At 69.6% G+C, this 18,405-nt stretch carries 16 protein-coding genes; 9 read left to right on the top strand and 7 right to left on the bottom strand.

The window, feature by feature from the left end; genetic code table 11:
* Positions 1-39 precede the first annotated feature (39 nt).
* The gene (locus ACIGXP_RS36645; protein WP_399775849.1) at positions 40-1,173 is read right to left on the bottom strand and encodes an SPFH domain-containing protein; all 1,134 of its coding nucleotides are present in this window, start codon (positions 1,171-1,173) and stop codon (positions 40-42) included.
* 301 nt (positions 1,174-1,474) lie between these two features.
* Here ACIGXP_RS36645 and ACIGXP_RS36640 point away from each other — a divergent pair, with 301 nt between their 5' ends.
* A complete protein-coding gene (locus ACIGXP_RS36640; RefSeq protein ID WP_363219709.1) occupies positions 1,475-1,882 on the top strand; it encodes a YciI family protein in 408 nt (135 codons plus the stop codon).
* 8 nt (positions 1,883-1,890) lie between these two features.
* Positions 1,891-3,036 carry an RNA polymerase sigma factor gene (locus ACIGXP_RS36635; protein WP_399776023.1) on the top strand — a complete coding sequence of 382 codons (1,146 nt, stop codon included), beginning with the start codon at positions 1,891-1,893 and terminating at the stop codon, positions 3,034-3,036.
* A gap of 320 nt (positions 3,037-3,356) precedes the next feature.
* Here ACIGXP_RS36635 and ACIGXP_RS36630 read toward each other — a convergent pair whose 3' ends face one another.
* Positions 3,357-4,667: an alpha/beta hydrolase gene (locus ACIGXP_RS36630; protein ID WP_399775846.1), complete on the bottom strand. Its 1,311-nt coding sequence runs from the start codon at positions 4,665-4,667 to the stop codon at positions 3,357-3,359.
* A 107-nt stretch (positions 4,668-4,774) separates the two neighbouring features.
* Between ACIGXP_RS36630 and ACIGXP_RS36625 the strand changes: the two genes are divergently transcribed.
* Entirely contained in the window at positions 4,775-5,392 is a 618-nt protein-coding gene (locus ACIGXP_RS36625; RefSeq protein WP_399775844.1) for a TetR/AcrR family transcriptional regulator, read from the top strand.
* Positions 5,393-5,576: 184 nt separating this feature from the next.
* Positions 5,577-6,050 (top strand): GNAT family N-acetyltransferase, encoded by a 474-nt coding sequence (locus tag ACIGXP_RS36620; protein ID WP_399775842.1) that lies wholly within the window; start codon positions 5,577-5,579, stop codon positions 6,048-6,050.
* Here ACIGXP_RS36620 and ACIGXP_RS36615 read toward each other — a convergent pair.
* On the bottom strand, positions 6,015-6,665 hold the full coding sequence (locus ACIGXP_RS36615) for an HAD family hydrolase (RefSeq protein ID WP_399775840.1): 651 nt from the start codon (positions 6,663-6,665) through the stop codon (positions 6,015-6,017). The two genes, ACIGXP_RS36620 and ACIGXP_RS36615, sit on opposite strands and share 36 nt — an antisense overlap.
* A gap of 338 nt (positions 6,666-7,003) precedes the next feature.
* Between ACIGXP_RS36615 and ACIGXP_RS36610 the strand changes: the two genes are divergently transcribed.
* Entirely contained in the window at positions 7,004-7,444 is a 441-nt protein-coding gene (locus ACIGXP_RS36610; protein ID WP_363219704.1) for a hypothetical protein, read from the top strand.
* A gap of 179 nt (positions 7,445-7,623) precedes the next feature.
* Here ACIGXP_RS36610 and ACIGXP_RS36605 read toward each other — a convergent pair whose 3' ends face one another.
* Positions 7,624-7,974 carry a hypothetical protein gene (locus ACIGXP_RS36605; protein ID WP_363219703.1) on the bottom strand — a complete coding sequence of 117 codons (351 nt, stop codon included), beginning with the start codon at positions 7,972-7,974 and terminating at the stop codon, positions 7,624-7,626.
* Positions 7,975-8,638: 664 nt separating this feature from the next.
* The gene (locus ACIGXP_RS36600) at positions 8,639-10,774 is read right to left on the bottom strand and encodes a hypothetical protein (protein ID WP_399775838.1); all 2,136 of its coding nucleotides are present in this window, start codon (positions 10,772-10,774) and stop codon (positions 8,639-8,641) included.
* A 447-nt stretch (positions 10,775-11,221) separates the two neighbouring features.
* Here ACIGXP_RS36600 and ACIGXP_RS36595 point away from each other — a divergent pair, with 447 nt between their 5' ends.
* Positions 11,222-11,911: an outer membrane lipoprotein carrier protein LolA gene (locus ACIGXP_RS36595; protein ID WP_399775836.1), complete on the top strand. Its 690-nt coding sequence runs from the start codon at positions 11,222-11,224 to the stop codon at positions 11,909-11,911.
* 163 nt (positions 11,912-12,074) lie between these two features.
* Here the strand turns inward: ACIGXP_RS36595 and ACIGXP_RS36590 are convergent, their stop codons facing one another.
* The gene (locus ACIGXP_RS36590; RefSeq protein ID WP_399775834.1) at positions 12,075-13,064 is read right to left on the bottom strand and encodes an ornithine cyclodeaminase family protein; all 990 of its coding nucleotides are present in this window, start codon (positions 13,062-13,064) and stop codon (positions 12,075-12,077) included.
* Positions 13,065-13,491: 427 nt separating this feature from the next.
* A complete protein-coding gene (locus tag ACIGXP_RS36585; RefSeq protein WP_399775832.1) occupies positions 13,492-16,143 on the bottom strand; it encodes a WD40/YVTN/BNR-like repeat-containing protein in 2,652 nt (883 codons plus the stop codon).
* A gap of 505 nt (positions 16,144-16,648) precedes the next feature.
* On the opposite strand from ACIGXP_RS36585, the gene ACIGXP_RS36580 reads away from it, so the two are divergent.
* From ACIGXP_RS36580 to ACIGXP_RS36570, 3 genes are all read left to right on the top strand, one after another.
* The gene (locus ACIGXP_RS36580; protein WP_399775830.1) at positions 16,649-17,170 is read left to right on the top strand and encodes a S1 family peptidase; all 522 of its coding nucleotides are present in this window, start codon (positions 16,649-16,651) and stop codon (positions 17,168-17,170) included.
* A complete protein-coding gene (locus ACIGXP_RS36575; protein ID WP_399775828.1) occupies positions 17,167-17,349 on the top strand; it encodes a trypsin-like serine protease in 183 nt (60 codons plus the stop codon). Before ACIGXP_RS36580 ends, ACIGXP_RS36575 begins: the two co-directional genes overlap by 4 nt.
* Before the next feature lie 202 nt (positions 17,350-17,551).
* A complete protein-coding gene (locus ACIGXP_RS36570; protein WP_399775826.1) occupies positions 17,552-18,376 on the top strand; it encodes a class I SAM-dependent methyltransferase in 825 nt (274 codons plus the stop codon).
* The last annotated feature ends 29 nt before the right edge of the window (positions 18,377-18,405 follow it).

Below are 18,405 nucleotides of genomic sequence, written 5' to 3'. Positions count from 1 at the left end.
CCTTGTGACCTGTTGCCGGAAGATTCCGGGTGGCGGATCTCAGCCCTGCGGGGGCAGCGGCGGCGGGACGTCGGCGAGCAGCCGCGCCAGCTCCGGGACCTGGTCCGCGGGCTGCCAGGCGGTCTGCCCGCTGCGCCAGACCAGCGTGGTACGGGTCAGGTTGCCGGCCGCCACCTGCCCGGCCAGCGCGCTCTCGTCGTACGGACCCTGCTGCTGTCCGCCGACCGCGAGGAACCAGCGCGGCGCGGTGGGCAGCGGCGGCGGGACGTCGGCGCCGGCGGGAGCGGGCTGCGCCGGGGCCTGCGTCACCGGGGCCGAGGGAGCCGCCGCACCGGACGTGCTCTGCACGATCCGCTGGCCCAGCGCCATGCCCACGCCGAGCCCGAGGGCGTCGCCGCCGGTGCCGGGGTTGGCGGCGGCGATCGCAATCGCGTCGGCCGCCTGGAGCTTGGCGTAGTCGTCCAGGTTGCCGGTGATCGTCATCCGGGAGCGGGTGTCGATCGCCGCCTCGATCTCCGGCGGGACGCTGATGTTCTCGATGTAGAACCGGGGGATGGCCATGCCGGTGGAGGACAGCTCCAGGGTCAGCGCCTGGGCCAGCTGCTGTCCGATGCCGTCCTGTCGGGCGGCGAGGTCCAGCAGCGGCACGCCGGACGAGCCCAGCGCGGAGCCCAGCTTGGAGACGATCAGCTGCCGCAGGTGCTCGCCGACCTCCTCGGTGCGGAACTGCGGGTCGGTGCCCACCAGTTCGCGCAGCAGCGCGGCGGCGTCCACCACCTTGGCGGCGAAGGTGCCGAAGGCACGGACGCGGACCATGCCGAAGTCGGCGTCCCGCAGGATCACCGGGTTCTGGGTGCCCCACTTGAAGTCGGTGAGCTGCCGGGTGGTGACGAAGTAGACCTCGGCCTTGAACGGCGACTCGAAGCCGTGCTTCCAGCCCTTCAGTGTCGACAGGACCGGCATGTTCTGGGTCGTGAGGGTGTACGTGCCGGGCTGGTAGACGTCGGCCAGCCGGCCCTCGTTGACGAAGACGGCCACCTGCGACTCGCGCACCACGAGCCGGGCGCCCATCTTGATCTCGTTGCCGTGGCGCGGAAAGCGCCACACGATGGTGTCCCGGCCGTCGTCGGTCCACTCGATGATGTCGATGAACTCACCGCGGATGCGGTCCATCAGCCCCACGACAATCCCCCACTCCCCGTGTTTCCGGAGACCGCCGCTCCCCAGCCGGTCCCGGGACGGGTGACCCCGCGACGATCAAGCGATCAGCCGACAGTATGCCCATCGCCGTCCCACGCGGCTACGTGCGGGGGCGGGCCCCAGCCCGCCGGCCCCTGCGGGCGTGATCGACTCAGAGGCCCTGAAAAATGTGGGACGGAAAATGTTGGACGGCGATGTCGAGAATCCGTGACCGGCTCCGTCCCCGGGGTGAACGCGACCACAATGGGTCGCACCAGCACCGAGGAGAACCACGATGGCCAAGTACCTGCTGCTGAAGCACTACCGCGGCGCCCCGGCTCCGGTGAACGGCGTGCCCATGGACCAGTGGACGCCGGAGGAGATCTCGGCGCACGTGCAGTACATGCAGGACTTCGCGGCCCGGTTGGAGAAGACCGGCGAGTTCGTCGACGGTCAGGCGCTCGCCCCCGAAGGAGCGTGGGTCCGGTACGACGGTGAGGGGCGTCCGCCGGTCACCGACGGGCCGTTCGCCGAGACCAAGGACCTCATCGCCGGCTGGATGATCATCGACGTCGACGGCTACGAGCGCGCCGTCGAGCTGGCCGGGGAGCTGTCGGCCGCCCCCGGGGCGGGTGGCAAGCCGATCCACGAGTGGCTTGAGGTGCGCCCGTTCCTGGCCGCGCCGCCCACCATCACGGAGTGATGTCACCGATGGACGAGGTCCTGCTCAGGAGCCTCACGCCGAGCGTGCTCGCCATACTCGTCCGCCGCGGAGCCGACTTCGCGGCGGCCGAGGACGCCGTGCAGGACGCGCTGCTCGAGGCCGTTCGCGTCTGGCCCACCGACCCGCCGCGGGATGCGAAGGGCTGGCTGATCACCGTAGCCTGGCGCCGCTTCCTCGACGCGGCCCGCGCGAACACCGCCCGCCGCCGGCGCGAGGACCTCCTGGACCAGGAACCGGCACCCGGGCCCGCGGCCGCGGCGGACGACACACTCCAGCTCTACTTCCTGTGCGCCCACCCGTCGCTGACGCCCTCGTCCGCGGTTGCACTCACCCTGCGTGCTGTCGGCGGGCTCACCACCCGCCAGATCGCCCGGGCCTACCTGGTGCCCGAGGCGACCATGGCGCAGCGCATCAGCCGGGCCAAGCGCACCGTCTCCGGTGTGCGTTTCGACAGGCCCGGCGACGTGGCCACCGTGCTGCGCGTCCTCTACCTGGTCTTCAACGAGGGCTACTCCGGTGATGTCGACCTCGCCGCCGAGGCCATCCGGCTCACCCGGCAGCTCGCGGCGGCAGTCGACCACCCCGAGGTGGCCGGGCTGCTCGCCCTCATGCTGCTCCACCACGCGCGCCGCGCCGCCCGCACCGCACCCGACGGCAGCCTGGTGCCCCTCGCCGAGCAGGACCGCGGCCGGTGGGACACCGAGTCGATCGCCGAGGGCATCGGGATCCTCCAGGCCGCCCTCGCCCGCGACCGGCTGGGCGAGTTCCAGGCCCAGGCCGCCATCGCCGCCCTCCACGCCGATGCGCCCACCGCCGCCGAGACCGACTGGGTGCAGATCGTCGAGTGGTACGACGAACTCGTGCGCCTGACCGACAGCCCGGTCGTCCGGCTCAACCGCGCGGTCGCCGTCGGCGAGGCGGACGGACCGCGCGCCGGCCTGGGCGCACTCGCGGAGCTGGACGCCTCCCTGCCCCGCCACACCGCGGTGGCGGCGTACCTCCACGAGCGCGACGGCGACCCGGCGACGGCGGCACGGCTGTACGCCGAAGCGGCCCACAAGGCACCCAACCTCGCCGAACGCGACCACCTGACCCGCCAGGCCGCCCGGCTCAACGCCCGCCGATGTCGCTGACGGGTCGCGTCTACGGCAAAGTCCTGTCCGACATCGCGCACGGGTCCCTCTTGGCAGACCACGGGCGCCCGGCCGAGGCGGTGACGGCGTTCGAGCAGGCTGTCATCAATGCTCAGGAGAGCGTCGCGGCCTTCCAGGAGCTCGGTGATGCAGAGCGAGCGTCCACCGTGGCCTTTCTGCGGGAGGCGAGTGACACGGCACGGCACATCATCCCGGGTCGTGTCCGCACTGCCGGGCAGCCGGAGTCGTAGGCAGGCGAGGGTGACCGTGACCATGGCGTGGTCAGCCACTTTGCGGACGCGACCTAGGGGCCTGCCCGCTTACTTGTGGTCACGGAGGAAGGCCGGGACATCGGCTCGGGTCGGGTAGTCGGGCAGCGGTGCGGGCTTGTCTTGGAGGAATGCGGTAATGACGGCTGCTGCTCGTCGGTCGTTGTCACCCAGCCCATTCCACATGTGGTGGCCGACGCTGGGCATGTACTGGGTGCGCTGGATGGCGGGGTTGTCCGCGAGGATGGTTGTCGCCCACTGCCGGACCTGGGAGGAGCACTCGGCGATCATCAGCATCGCGGGTGTCCGGGAGTGCCTCAGCTGAGGGGCGATGGACGGGGAGTCCTTGATTGTTTGCTGGATGCGGAGGCTGGCGGCGGCGCTGAAGGAGAAGTTCCGCGCCGTGTCCTCGATCGGGATGCGGTGCGCGTCCCGCGCGCAGTAGGCGGACGCGGTGTCGCTGCCGAGATCGGCGGCGGTGAAGGCGTTGTCACCCTCAGCCTGCCCTACCAGCCCGTTGCCAGGGCTGAGCAGTCCGAGCCGCATGAGGCCGAACGCGACCGCGTACCGCGGGTTGTGTGTGGAGCGCGGTCCGGTCATGGCCGGTGCGATGCCGCGGGCTGACGGTCGGCCCTTCTGCCCCGCGATCCGGGCGGTTGGACCGTCCATCGGGCCTGGCTCGGCGATGACCGCCCGGCGCAGGTGCGCGGCGATGGCCCGGTCGGCCAGCGCGCGGGTGAGCACGACCGCGCCCGAGGAGAATCCCAGCACGTCGACGCGCCCCTTGCCGAGCTTGCCGACGAAGGCGCCGAGGTCATGGACGGACCGGGTGATCGAGTACTGGTTCATGGGCAGCAGGTCGCTGCGTCCACCGCCGGCCTGCTCGTAGGCGTACACGTCGTAGCCCTGGCCCGCGAGCCGCTGCAGGAAGTGGTGGTCGAGCACCGAGATTCCGCGCACCGGCCCGCCGTTGAGGTAGACGAGTGGCACGCGAAGCCGGGGGTTGTTGCCGGTGGGCGGGTAGTGGTAGACCGCGACCCGGCTGCCGGTCGACAGGCGCCAGTGCTCGGTGGTCACGAACGCCAGGGCGGGCGGGTAGCGGCGCGTCGTGGGGACGGTGGGGACGCACACCGACAGGGTCAGGGCCGCTGCGACGAGCACCGGCAGGAAGGGGACCAGCCGTCCCCGCCAGGAGCGGCGGCGGCCCCGCCACAGCGCCGCGATGACCGCGACCCCGACAGTCGCGGACCATGCGGGGAACCCCGATCCCGCACCGTCGGTGGCGACGATCAATGCCAGGAAGAGGGCGACGAGCCCCACCGCCGCGGCGGTAGCCGCCAGCAGGCGGCCCGTGAAGCGCAAGGAACGTATGACGGACGGTGGCATGTTGATCGCTCCCAGCTATTCTGAAACGTCGTTTTGAAACGCAGTTTTGAAACGATGTTATCAGCATAGGTAGACTGCTTCCCATGGGAAGGCCGAGGACGAACGACGCCGCCGTCAGAGAACGGCTCGTGGCATGCGCGACCGAGATGTTCGCAACCCGTCCCCAGGAGTCGATCACTGTCCGCGCACTGGCCGCCGCCGCCGGAACGTCGACGGCGGCGGTGTACACCTTGTTCCAGGGCAAGGACGGACTGATCCGCGAGGTGCGCGACCAGGCGGTCGCCGGCTTGTTCCAAGACCTGACGGCCGTTCCCAGCTCGGAGGCCGCCCTGGAGGATCTGTACGCGTTGGCCGTGGCGTACCGCCATTGGGGACGCGAACACCGCCACCTGTACATGGTGCTGTTCGGTGGCGCGCAGTCCTTCGTCCCGTCGCAGCGGGTCGGTGACCGCGACCCGGTGCGGCCGCTTGTCGCGGCGATCGACCGCGCCGTGGCGGACCGCATCCTCGCGGGCGACACCACACAGATCGCCGTCTCGTTGTGGGTCGCCCTGCACGGGCTCGTGACCCTCGAACTCGCCGGCGGCCTCGACGGCACCGCAGCCGAGACCGCGTTTCGGTCGACGATTGATGCCGTACTGCGCGGCTGGGCAACCCCCGCCGCACTCCCCGGTCTTCGGCGCACAGACCCGGCGCCGTGAAGCCGTTACCCCGCGGCCTCACGAACACGACCGACACAGGGCCGAGTCGAAGTTGTCAAGGCCGAGCCTGGCCGGCCACGCATCGGCTGGGCTGTGGGCGCTCCTGACGGGGCTGGCTGACCTGCACTTCCTCTCACAGCAATTTCGTTTGACGGGTCACGGCGGGCACCTGTTTGCTGGGCCGGTGTCCGACCTTCGCATCCAAGTGGTGGACGACGACGCCTCGATCCACGACTGGCAGTACGTCCACAATGTGATCATCCCCGGCGACGTGCTGTCGCTCGACGACGTCCGGGCCCGCGCCGGCCGCAACCGCATGGAGGTCGCGTACCTCGGCGACGTTTTGATCGGCTGCACCACCGTGCGCCCGCCCACCGAGGACAACGGCGCCACCGCCACGGCCATCGCGCGCGTCCTGCCCGAGTACCGCCGCCGCGGCCTCGGCACCCAACTCTACGAGCGCGCCCTGGGCCAGGCCCGCGCACTGGACGCCCAGGTGATCGAGACCGTCGTACTGGCCTCCAACCCGGACGGGCTGCGCTTCGCCCACCAGCACGGCTTCGTCGAGCTTGAGCGTTATCTGCTGCGCGAGGGCGACACCGTGCCCTGGATCGACCTGCGCCTAGCCTCTGGCGACGAAGGCGAGGATGTCGGGTAGCGCCTCGCGCAGGCTCTCGAAGTGGCGGTGCACGCCGTCCACCGCGACCGGAGTGTTGACTCCCCACACCGTCATCCCGGCCCGCCGCCCGGACTCAATGCCGGACGGCGCGTCCTCAATGACCAGGCAGTCCTCCGGCTTGGCACCAAGTCGCTCAGCGGCCAGCAAATAGGGGACCGGCGATGGCTTGCCTTCGTCGACGGCGGCGGCATCCACGAGCACGCCGGGAACCGACAGGCCGGTCCGGGCGAACCGTCCACGCACCCGATGCTCATAGTTGGACGTCACCAGCCCCCAGCACCCCGAAGGCAGGGTGGACAGCAGCTGGGACGCACCATCGAAAGCGTCGTAGACACCTGACCGAACGTCCTCGTCCTCCAGTTCATGCAACACAGCCAGGCACTCCTGTGGGTCCCGGTCCGGGGCGACCGCCGCGAAGGTCTCCATCGGCCGCGTCCGCAGCGCCAGCTCGTAAACCACGTCAGGATCCAGCCCGTATCGACCCGCCCACGTCTTCCAGACCTGACGCTGGTTGTCCACCGCGTCGATCAACGTGCCGTCGACATCAAACAGGACATACTTCCCGGAACTGGGCTGAACATGTTCGCTGATCATCCCGTGATCATGCCATCGGTCTCTCTGGCAGCAGCAGACGCCGACAAGAAGACGCGGCACATCGTGTGGCGGATCGCTCGCGCTTCTGGCCCGTGGCCGGACGGCAGAAGACCTCGACCATGTTCGCGACGTGATTCCGGGCGACCGGCTCAACCACAATCGCTGACCACGCCCAGAAAAAGCGATGCAACCGTACGGCTCGGTCGGATGTCTCTCATGGTGAAAGCACTGTCCCCGTCCAGGAAAGATCGGGGGACCACATGCACCACCATTTGCGCCGCACGGCCGTCGCTGCGGGGCTTGTTCTCATCACTGCCGTCGGTGCCGCGATTCCCGCGGTGGCCGCCAGGCAGACCGGGGCATCCAGCAAGGCCCCAGCCACCGCACTCGTCGTCAACGCCCGATGGGGCGGGCACTGCACCTTCGATCGGCTCGTCATCGATGTACGGGGCAGCATGCCCTCGGTCACCGTGCAGCCGGTCAAGGAACTGCGTTACGACCCCTCCGCCAAGCGGGTCCCGTTGCCCGGCAAGCATTTTCTTCAGATCAAGCTCTCTCCGGCCGCCGCACACAATGCGGCCGGACAGTCGGTCTATCGAGGACCCCGGCTGGTGAAGATCCATCTCCCCCAGCTCGAGGGCCTCGCCCTGACCAGTGACTTCGAGGGCGTGGTCAGCTTCGGGACCGCCTTCCACACCAAGCCCGTCTACCACACCTACAAGCTCCACTCCCCGGAGCGCTTCGTCCTCGACGTCAGGCACACCAACCGATGCACCTGATGCGAACGGCACGGAGGCCACCCGTGAGGGTGGCCTCCGCGGCTGCGCCAGTGTGATCGTGCGCGCATATAGCCACCACCGTTCTGGCGCTCTCGGCGCCATGCCCGGCTCGCCACCAGCTGCCTCGACCACCGGGGCACCGACGCCGAGCGTGCGGCTCGGCGCCGGGACTGTGTGGGCTACTTGCCGAGGACGAGCGTGTTGTTGCACCCCAGGCTTGAGCCGACGTTGGTGGTCTGCGAGCCAGGTGAGCCCTTGCCGTTGAACTGATTGCCCTCTCGGCCGTTCTCGAATCCGGACTCGCCCTGTACGTCGACGTTCTCTTCGGCCGTCGTGCAGGAGGTGCTCTGGTTGATGAGGACAGTCTCGCTGCTCTCTCGACCTTCGTGCCCGCGTGCGTGGGCGTGTCCGTGTCCGTGCCCGTGCCCGTGCCCGTGTCCCTGCCCGTGGGCGTAGGCGGTGCCGGTGCCGAGGAAGCCGATGGTGCCGAGAAGGATGGCCACGACAGCGGTCTTGCGAGGCTTGCGCATGTCTTCTCCGAGAGTTGAAGCGGACGCGTACGCGATCCGCCACGTCATAAGGTGACGAGAGGTTAATGCGTAAATGCCCGAGATCTACTCGTCGGCACGCCGGATCGTCCGATCAACGAGCACGGGCGTCGGCCCGACGGCGGCCCCAAGTCCCTTGTAAATCAAGGCATCACGAGGCCGAACTCGGGTCCGGGCGCTCCCCGCAGAACCACCCGTGTGGCCGCGCCACGAACCCTAGGCGGCATGGGCTATTCGGCCCTGAACCAGGGGCAGCAATGAAACTCCCCTGTGCCGTCGGCGAGTTCGTCTCACGACGGGGCATCTCGACGACGTCGCCCGCCGCGTACGGCGGAACGCCAAGGGGTGTTCCTGCCGGCGGACGACAGCTGTCCAATGTCGTACAAGATGAGTTGGCTGTTCCCAGGAGGCGCCGCGCAACTCACCGGGCCATTCCAACGCCGACGTCAGCAGGCCCCGCTCAGGGCGCGACAGCGAGCCGTCCCCGGGCGGTACTAACAGCATCTCGTATGCGGTCTGATGCAACTCGCCTCGGCCAGTTACGTGATCAACGATCGGCGTAACCCTGGCCCGGATCGTGCACGGGGCCCTCACCGCCCGACACGGCAAGTCGGCCCGTCCGACCTCCTGTGCATCAGCAGCACCATCACGCCAACAACTCCCCGAACTCCGACGCCGCCTCCCCATACCGGACGTTCCAGCCCTCCACCACGGCCGCCTCCAGGACGCCCGTGTCCACGTCCTCCAGGAGACGCGGCGTCGGTTTCCCCGGCGAGTTCTCGTAGTTGAACGCGATGACGTCCAGGAACACCGGACGCTTCAACCGCGTGCTGTCCAGCCTCAGCAGCAGCGACTGGGCGAGCGCCGGGTAGGGAGTGAACTCCGGGTTCCGGAGCCAGTCGGTGAGGTCCGCCTCCGGCACGCTGTAGTCGACCGCCGCCGCCCCCAGCGCGTCGATGAACGCGGTGGGCGGCGCCTGCACCTGGAGGAGCCGGCTCAGCTCGCCGCGGCCGGCGGCGTCGAGGTCCGGTGGCTGGGCGATCAACCGGAACGCCTGTCTGAGCCAGGCCTGTTCAGCCAGCCGACGCGTCGCCAGGTCACTCCAGGACGGCTCGGGCGTCGGCCTGCGGAACGGCGCAGGCATCCGCCGGTACCGCTCCGTGATGCGGCGCAGGCAGTCACCGAACTTCTGCACGTCGTCGGGGTGGATTCCCTCGAACCACCCCTGCGCAGTGAACACGGCGGTGGCGGACGCCGTCGTCCCGTCCCCGCTGACCGTCACCGCCGCGGGCGTCTCGTAGCGTTCCCCGCCCCGGGAGGTGAGTGTGAGCTCGGACATGACCGGATCGATCGTGTAGTCGAGCGTGAATGATGTCCCGTCCACGGGAACACTGACGTTGCCGCTCGGCGCGCCCAGGGGCACACCGCCGACGGTCCAGGCGATGGTGGGCTGCGGGTCGACAGGCTCGCCGCTGCCGCCGAAGCCGGTGCTGCGCACGCCGAAGCGGGCGGTCGTCGAGGTGGCGAAGGTCCCCCTGCGGACGGGGTCGCCACAGGGCGTCATGGTCTGCTGCACTTCACCGACGGCGCCGACCACGTCGTCGGTCTGCAGTCCCCGGACGATCTCGGCCGCCTTCGCCGCGCCCGCCGTGACCGACAGGTCCACCCATTGCCGCTCGGGATCGACGGCTGCGGTACGCACCACGAGCGGTGTCGTCGCGACGGCGACATCGGTGTCCGGCGACGCCGTCGGTATCGATCCCCGGTACCACGCGCGAGGGCCCTTGTTGGTGATGTCGACGATCGAGTGGACGACCACCCCTTCCCGCGAAAGGCTCGGCCCCTGGGGGTCCATGCCGGCGTCCCAGCCCGCCGGGACGCGGTACTCGACGTAGACCCGGCCCACCCCGTTGGCCGGCTCTCCGGGCGGGTGCAGCACGAGCAGGCACCTGCCGTTCGACGCGGACGCCGGCACGATCCGTGCGGTGACGGGTGCGCCCGGCTGCGGGAAGGGCGCCTCGACCACCCGTCCGGCCAGCGCGTCCGGCATGAACAGGTGCAGGTTCGCGCGCGAGAGGTGCGGGCCCATGGAGGAGGCGCCGGCGTACGGCCAGTTGGTGACCGTCGGCCCGGTGAAGGTCGGCTGGCCGGAGTAGAACGGCCCCGTGCCGAGGAAGCGGCCGGCGAAGGTGGCCGATGACATGAGGTCGTAGGGGGAGCCGTACTCCTGGCCTACGACGATGGTGGCGTCGGTCGGATCCCAGTCGGTGCCGTTGTTGTCGAGCCCGAAGGTGTGGTCCAGGCCGAGGACGTGGCCGACCTCGTGGCACATGAAGGTGAGGTCGCTCGACATCACCGGAAGCACGGCCACCGGCAACCCGTCGACACCGGTCGTACCGCCGTCGAAGCTCTGCGTGATCGTGGCGGGCTGGCCCGGCTGCCCCGCCCGAGGATTTGGCATTGTGCGCTGTCCCGGGTGGGTGATGACGATCAGGCCGTTGAGTCCGGGCCACTCCGGGGGGTTGGGGAACCGGGCGCGCAGCGCGTCGACGGCAGCGCGGGCCTGGGCGTCCCGGGAGGTGTCAGTCCCCATCGTCATGTCGACCCACGGGAACATCGACGAGTCGACGAAGTCGAGGTGTCCCCGGGTGGTGTTTTCCCAGAACCGCAGCAGGGCGTGGTCGCCGGTCATGAGCATTGCGATGCAGGCGAGATCGGGGATGACGGGCACGGTGGTGTCGTGCCGAGCCCGGATGATGCCGAGGCGGACGGATTTGGCCATGATGTTCTGCTCCTCGTCGGGACGGCCAACACGCCTGCACCCGGGTGAAATCCGACACCACGCCCGATCTCCAATCTACCGTGCGGCCCGGCACCTCGCAGCCGCGAGACGGGAAGGTGCACTGATCACAACGAAGGCCGCGAGGGGCGAGTTTGCTGAGCCGCGGACACAGGATGGCCGGTGCCGTCGTTCCACAGACTTTGATGTGTCTCATGGGACACCGGGCTGGTAATGGCGGGCGGGCTCGCGTATTCGCACAGCGGCTGCCTCTGACGGCGCGTCCGCTGCGGCTGCTCGACGGGGAGTTCCCCGACCGTGCAGATCGTCGGGGTGACGCCGCCCTTGGTCCTGGCGGCGGCGAGTGCCCTTACCGCCCCGGCCGGGGCTGGTAGGCTCCCGCTGCCGATCATGGGCATGATCGGCAAAGGGAAGACGGAGTGGGGGCCCGTGCGCACGATTCGTATGACCAGGGCACTGGTGTGTCTGCTGACCGGGGCCGCGCTCACCGGGTGCGCGGCCGGGGACGGCGGTGAGGGAAAGTCCGCGGCCGACCTGCTCCACGAGGCCAACGACACGATGCGCGCACTGCGTTCCGTGACCGTGGAGATGACCAACACCGCGGCCAACGGCACGGTGACGACCCGCCTCGAGACTGATCTCAAGAACCGCTGCAGGGCGAAGACCACCTGGGCCGAGCACGGCAGCCTCGAACAGATCAGGATCGGTGGGACCGACTACGTCCGCCCGGACGAAACGTACCTCGGCAACTGGAGCGGCAGGAAGATCGACGGCCTCCGGCTGAAGCAGTGGGTGAAGGAGCCCGCCGACCAGGCGCAGCCCGGGGACGGACTGGCCGCGTGCACCTGGACGTTCGCCTCTTTCGGCAAGGCAGAGAAGGGGAAGACCACCCGCATCGGCGACCGGAAGGCGGTCGCGCTGAAGGTCACGGACAAAGCAGACAAGGGAGGGACGTACACCTTCTACGTGGCCACCGAGGGCAAGCCGTACCTGCTGAGGACCGTCTACGAAGGCGGCGGAAACCTCACCACCACGTCGTTCAGTGCGTTCGACGAACCCTTGGATGTCCAGCCTCCCGCGTCCGTGGGGGTACTGGAATCAGGCGACGTCGGGGGCTAGGGGGTGTCGTTCGGATCAGGCCGGTCGGCACCCCCTAGGAGCCGGGTGGCGCAGCGGGACGCCTGCCCAGGAGGCCGGCGCTCGATCGGCCGGCTACCTTCAGGTGCGCACCGAGGCACGGCTGTGGCCGGATGACGCCGACAACACACGCCGGGCATCGGCATCACCGCAAGGTGATCTCCTCGCCGATTGACTGTTCGCGGGCGGCGGCGACGACCAGGGCCGCGGCCGCGGCGTCCTGCACTGCGACGCCGACCGATTTGTAGAGGGTGATCTGCTCTGGCGAGCTGCGTCCCGTTTTGCTGCCGACGACGAGTTCGCCCAGCTCGGCGTGCACGTGCTCGGCCGTGATGAGGCCGTCGCGGATCGGCACCAGCAGGTCATTGCTGCCCGTCGGGAAAGGGGCCAGCGCGGCCTGCCTCGATTCGACGCACACCAGAGCATCGACGACCGTGGCGTCGTCGACCTCGCGACCGGCCGGGTTGTACCCCACCGACGTGATGTGCACCCCGGGTGTCAGCCAGGGGCGGCGGATCACGGGGTGGAGGGCATGGGTGGTCGCGGCGGCGATGTCCGCGCCGTCGAGCGCCTCGGCATAGCTGGATGCCGCACAGACCTCTGTCTCCAGCACGGACGACAGCTCCTCTGCCAGGGCGGCCGCTTTGGCCGGGTCCGGGCCGGCCACCCGGATCTGCCGGATCGGGCGGACCCGGCAGATCGCGCGGGCGTGGGACCGGGCCTGCACGCCGGTGCCCAGGATCGCCAGCACCGTCGCGTCCTCGCGCGCCAGCAGCCGCACCGAAAGCGCCGAGCAGGCGCCGGTCCGCGCCGCGGTGATGACCGAACCGTCCAGCAACGCCGCAGGCTCGCCGGTGTCCGGATCGAACACCACGATCAGCGCCTGGTGGGTCGGCAGCCGTGTCCCGGCATTGTGCGGGAAGAGGGAGACCAGCTTGCTCATGAGCACCCCGGCCGAGGGCACGAAGCCCGGCATCGCCGCCAGGAACCCCTCACGCTCGGGCACCAGCGCGGCGACGCGGTCAGGGGCCGAGGCGTGGCCCGCACTGAGGTCCGCCATCGCCGAGGCCAGGGCGTCGATCAGCGCGTCCACGTCGAGCAGGGCCTCGACCTGCGAGCGCCCCAGTACCAGCATGCGTCCCATCTCCTTGTCCCTCCCGGCCCGAGGCCACTCCGTCGGAGCGTCGACCGCAGCCACCTTGCCCCGGCGGTGACACGCCGCTCTCCTGAGCACGTTCATCCATACACGCCTGAGCACATCAGTGTGTACGCCGGCAATGGGCCCCGTGTACGGATCCGGCACACGGTGTACAGCCGTGCTCCCTGCGCATGCGGGATCGGCCCCTTTGACATCGAGGCCCGTGACCGCGCCGAGGAATGCTCTCCGCGCCTGCGGGCAGCCCACCGGCGTGTGTCCACGCCGCCACGTACAAGTGGCGTGTTTTGCGGGCAGTGGTCGAGGGGCCTGACGCAAGGTCTGCGAATGCGGGATGCCCTCGGCCAGGAACCTGGCTGAGGGCATCCGGCGTTGTGCCTGCTGTCACCGTGCCTGGGCTCGGGCGTTACGGGGTCTGTGTCCTCCAGATGCCGCGGCCGTGGGTGGCCACGTACACCTGGCCGCCGTCCGGGCCGGATGAGAGGTAGACCGCCGGGGAGGTGGGAAGGTTCGTGCCCAGGCGCGTCCAGTGGCCCGCCGAGGTGCTGGTGAACACGCCCAGGTCGGTGGCGACCACGAGGGCGCCGTTCTTGGTGACGAGCGCCGCGTTGGCGGGGGCGTCCGGGAAGGAGTCCCTGGCCGCGGGGTCGCCGCTGATGTCCGTCCAGGTCGTGCCGCCGTCGGTGGTCTTCCAGACGTGGCCGTAGCCGGCGCCGGGGCCCTCGTTCCAGTGCCGCGAGAAGCCGTTGATCACCGCGTAGACCGTCTTGCCGGAGGCGTCGGACGGGTCGATGGTCAGGCCGGAGATGTAGCGGTTGGGGAAGGCGGCGGGCAGGTTCACCTGGTGCCAGGTGCCGCCGTAGTTGGTGGCGATGCCCCGCCCGAAGGTGCCGTCGACCTTCGAGCAGGGGCCGCACCAGGCCGCCCACGTCACGTGGCCCCGGCTGGCGACCGCCGAGGCGGAGTGGCCGGCGCCCAGGTCGTACAGCTTGGTCCAGTCGGCGCCGGAGGTGCTCTTCCAGGTCGTGGTGTTACCCCAGACGTACTGGCCGCCTGCGACCCACAGGCCGTTCGGGTCGGTCTCGTCCGCGCTGAACGGGGCGATGAAGCGGGCCCCCGGGTCGCCGGGTGCGATGTCGGTGATGACGTCCTCGGAGCCGTCGTCACTGGCGGTGTAGCCGCAGTTGTTCGTGATCTGCAGCGCCAGGTCGACGTACTCGCCGACCGTCTGGCAGCCGTTGGCGGGGTTGACCAGTTGGTCGCCGCCGTCACCGCCGAACGGGGAGACCATCTCGCCGTTCGGGTTGAGCCGGCGCCCCTGGTAGGTGGCGCCCTTGGGGGCGAGCAGCGAGACGCCGTTGTCCTGCAGGCCGCCCCAGACGGCCTCGCCGCTGCCGTCGGTCATCCTGCCCGCGCGTACCGAGTAGTACTGGAGGTTGCGCAGGGTGCCCGATGCGTTGAGGTTGCGCCAGCCGGTGGTGGTCTGTGTGGTGGGGCGGGCGTAGGCGCCGCCGTCGTTGCCGACGAACACCTCCGGCGTGCTGCCCTTCCACTGGGAGAAGGCGAGGGCGTGCTGGTCGGAGTGCATCACGTCACCGTCGCAGGAGTTCGCGGCCGGGTCGTACGAGAAGCACGGCATGCCGAAGTTCCAGTAACGGCCGATCGTCTTCCAGGTGGCGCCGCCGTCCCGGGACTCGAACATCTCCTCCAGGCCGAGGTAGACGTGGTTCGGGTCGCTCGGGTCGACCGCGACGACCTGGTCGTACCAGGCCTGGGAGCCGGGCTGGTAGCCGCTGCCGATCTCGTTGATCTTCATCGCGGAGCCGGACGCCGACAGCGACGAGGAGGTCGCGATCTGCTTGAACGAGCCGCTGGCGTTGCCGCTCTGGCTGACGTACACGCCGGCGAGGACGGAGTACACCCCGGAACCGGAGGACTTGTTGAGGAGTTTGGGGGACTCCATCGAGACGTAGAGCCTGCTGCCGTCGGCCGCGTAGGCGAAGGCGGCGTTGCCGATCTCGGCGGGGTTGATCGCACCGGTCGGGTTGGCGCGCTTCCAGGTGGTGCCCGCGTCGTCGGAGTAGTAGAAGCCGTTGTAGGCGGCGCCGCTGCGCCAGGCCACGTTGGCCAGCAGCTTCGTGCCGCCGGTGCCGGGCTGTACGGCGATGTCGTTGGCGATGTCTGCGTAGTGGCTGTCCACCCCGCAGCTCACGCCGCTGATGCCGACGCTCGCGCACGGGGCGAGGACCTTCGTCCAGGCGGTGGACTGCCCGGCCGACAGCGGGCGCCGGAAGACGCCGTGCGAGGAGGCCGCGAAGACGTAACCGGCGGCCTTGTCGAAGGTGAGGGTGTGGATGGAGGCGGAGTCCAGTTCCGTGCCGCCCACCTTGTCGCTCTCGCTGAAGGTGCCGGTGACCGGGTTCGCGAGGCGGTAGACGCCGCTGCCCAGGTAGTTGTCGGAGGCGGTGGTCGCCTCGCCGGTGGCCAGCCACAGCGAGCCGTCGGGCGCGACCGCGAGGGCGCCCACGGACATAGCGGGCAGCCGGTCGGCGATCGGTGTCCAGGTCTTCCCGTCATCGGTGGAGCGGAACACACCTCCGCCGGCGGCGCCCGCGTAGACCACGCCCGGGTGCGTCGGGTCGGTGGCCAGGGCGGCGATCCGGCCCGCCGAGTGCCCCGCGCCACCACCGGAGTTGGAGGCCGACCGGTCACGGTAGTGCAGCGCGTCCTCGTCGTACGGCGAGGTGGTGACCTCGGACCAACTGCCGGACGTGACAGGCATGTTCTTGATGTGCTCCCAGGCGTCGGCGTAGGCGCCCGAAGTGACCTCGCCGCTGGGCGAGAGCCTCGGCTCGTTGAACGCGTCCAGGGACTCCATCAGTTCATGGGACTCCTCGCCCGCCACCTCATGGCGGCCGGAGTCGGTGTCGCCGGCCCCGAACGCGGCGACGGGTCCCGTCCCCGCTATCAGAAGTACGGCGGCCGCGGCGGCGAGCGCCCTTCGGCCACCGCTCTCCGCCTCGCGGCGCGGTCTGCGCCGCGCGGAATACACACGCATGGACTGTCTCCGGCTTCTTCGGCGTAAGTCGCGGCCGCCCCTACGGCCGCACCTGTTCTCCTACTGCCGAGCGCCGGAACCGTACTCCCCCGCCCACCCTCAACCCCAGATGTTTACAGCGACTTTATAAGTCAACAAACGTAATATTTGTCAAAAATAGGCCCGTTCGCCATCCCGCCTCTCGACATGACGACACACCCCACCACTTGCAGCGCAGCCGACCGGTTCTTCGTTACCAGCACCCCTACCCGTCCACACCCGACTACCGGGCGACCGACTGGAGGCGGCATGCGAGGCGGGGGCAGCGCGGGCGGCCCGAACCGGGTGCCGGATTTCCGTTGCCGTGAGTCCCTTGTGCGCGGAGCCCTTCGGCGGCATCCTCACCGGTCGACATATGTCAGGAACACGCCATTCTGGTCGGGAGCGCCGAGCGCCGCTGCCGCGGGCACCCCGGTTCGCGGCGCGGCGCAACTGGCCCGCGTTTCGGACAACATCGCCCGGGCCGGTGCCGTCTGCCGTCGACCAGGCGTCCAGGCACGTCGTCGTCACGGCCGACAGTACGGTCACCAAGGCCGCGATCGCCCGCATCGAGAAGGCCGCCGGCGGTGACCCCGGTGCCGTACAGGTCCGGCACGCCGACGGAGTCTTCCGGCCACTGCTGAGCGCCGGCGACGCCATCCACGGTGGCCAGTACCGCTGTTCGCTGGGGTTCAACGTGGCCAGCGGCAGCACCCACTACTTCCTCACCGCAGGTCACTGCGGCAAGGTCGCCAAGACCTGGTACACCAACCAGGCCCACACCACCCTCATCGGCCCGACCATCGGCTACGACTTCCCCGGCAACGACTACGCGCTGATCCGCTACGACAACACCGCCCTCAGCCACCCCGGCGGCTGCACCGCGGCGAACGCCTACGCCGGCGAGAACGCCAAGCGCACCGGCTCCACCTCCGGAACCCACGGCGGCACCGTGACCGCACTCAACGTCAGCGTCCGCTACCAGGCAGCGGCACGGTCAGCGGCATGATCCAGACCACCGTCTGCGCCGAGCCCGGCGACTCCGGCGGCCCCCTCTACGACGGGACGAAGGCTCTCGGCATCACCTCCGGCGGCAGCAGCGACTGCACCACCGGCGGCACGACGTTCTACCAGCCGGTCCCCGAGGCACTCAGCGCATACGGCGAGCCCCGGACGAGTGTGAGCTGAACAGATGAACAAGAAATCGCTGGATCAAACAGCCGAATTATGCCTGAACCCTGACAGAGCACCAAGATCACGGGAACGCTCACTGCCATGACGACAGGCAAGGCGTATGAGACATCGCCACTGGCAGGGAGCATGGTCACGGATTGGGCTGGTGCGGACGGGGGAGCACTGGGCCCGGTACGCCGCGCGCTACGACGCCGTGATGGGTGTCTTCAACCCGCTCATCCTTGATGCGGCTGATATCAAGGAGAAGGATCGGGTGCTTGATATCGGCTGCGGTGCCGGGCAGTTGACACGTGCGGCGGCTGAACGGGCAGCACACGGTGAGGTGACAGGCATCGACATCAACCGGCGGTTGGTGGACCTGGCCCGCGCGGGAGCGGCGCAGCCGCATCTGACTCATGTGAAGTTCGTGGTGGGCGACGCGCAGGTCCATGCCCTGCCCGAGGCCGGTTATGACGTGGCCATCAGCCGGCTGGGGGTTATGTTCTTTGCCGATCCCGGCAAGGCTTTCACCAACGTCGCGCGCTCATCACGGCCCGGGGGACGGGTTGTGTTCCTGACACCGGGGCCCTTGGACGACAGCGAGCTGGGAGAGGCGCTGGATGCCGCAGGCGGGCGGGCCCGTCCAGATGAGGAAGTCAGCTCGGCAGAAAACATCGGTATGTCACTGTCCTCACCGGATCGTGTCCATAAAGTCCTGGAGGGGGCGGGATTCACTGAGGTGAACGCCCGGCCTGTGAGCGTCGTGCAGACCTGGGGCGAGGAAGTGGAGGATGCCGCGGCCTTCCTGGCCGACTGGTGTCCGATCCGACTGCACCTGGCGAGCCAAGGACCGGAGGCGGATCGTCGGGCCCGGGCCGCGCTCCCTGCTGTGCTGCGCCGGTATCAGGGTTCGGCAGGAGTGCGCCTTCAGTCGACCGGCATGCTGGTCACGGCGCGTCGTGGGACTTCTCGGCACCTGGGCGCGGAGCGTCCACGGGACGGGCATTCGCCTACACGCGGGCGTCGCCGCCGAATGGGGTGAGGCACGCTGCCCAGCCGATGGGGCGCCCC

The organism is Streptomyces sp. NPDC053069, assembly GCF_044546895.1.
Classification (GTDB): Bacteria; Actinomycetota; Actinomycetes; order Streptomycetales; family Streptomycetaceae; genus Streptomyces.
The sequence above is the reverse complement of the archived record's forward strand: the minus strand, read 5'-3'. Positions and strand labels throughout refer to the sequence as shown.

Coding starts and splice junctions, on each gene's coding strand:
- ACIGXP_RS36645 (WP_399775849.1), bottom strand. CDS start 1,173: ATGGACCGCATCCGCGGTGAGTTCATCGACATCATCGAGTGGACCGAC.
- ACIGXP_RS36640 (WP_363219709.1), top strand. CDS start 1,475: ATGGCCAAGTACCTGCTGCTGAAGCACTACCGCGGCGCCCCGGCTCCG.
- ACIGXP_RS36635 (WP_399776023.1), top strand. CDS start 1,891: ATGGACGAGGTCCTGCTCAGGAGCCTCACGCCGAGCGTGCTCGCCATA.
- ACIGXP_RS36625 (WP_399775844.1), top strand. CDS start 4,775: ATGGGAAGGCCGAGGACGAACGACGCCGCCGTCAGAGAACGGCTCGTG.
- ACIGXP_RS36615 (WP_399775840.1), bottom strand. CDS start 6,665: ATGATCAGCGAACATGTTCAGCCCAGTTCCGGGAAGTATGTCCTGTTT.
- ACIGXP_RS36605 (WP_363219703.1), bottom strand. CDS start 7,974: ATGCGCAAGCCTCGCAAGACCGCTGTCGTGGCCATCCTTCTCGGCACC.
- ACIGXP_RS36600 (WP_399775838.1), bottom strand. CDS start 10,774: ATGGCCAAATCCGTCCGCCTCGGCATCATCCGGGCTCGGCACGACACC.
- ACIGXP_RS36590 (WP_399775834.1), bottom strand. CDS start 13,064: ATGCTGGTACTGGGGCGCTCGCAGGTCGAGGCCCTGCTCGACGTGGAC.
- ACIGXP_RS36585 (WP_399775832.1), bottom strand. CDS start 16,143: ATGCGTGTGTATTCCGCGCGGCGCAGACCGCGCCGCGAGGCGGAGAGC.
- ACIGXP_RS36575 (WP_399775828.1), top strand. CDS start 17,167: ATGATCCAGACCACCGTCTGCGCCGAGCCCGGCGACTCCGGCGGCCCC.
- ACIGXP_RS36570 (WP_399775826.1), top strand. CDS start 17,552: ATGGGTGTCTTCAACCCGCTCATCCTTGATGCGGCTGATATCAAGGAG.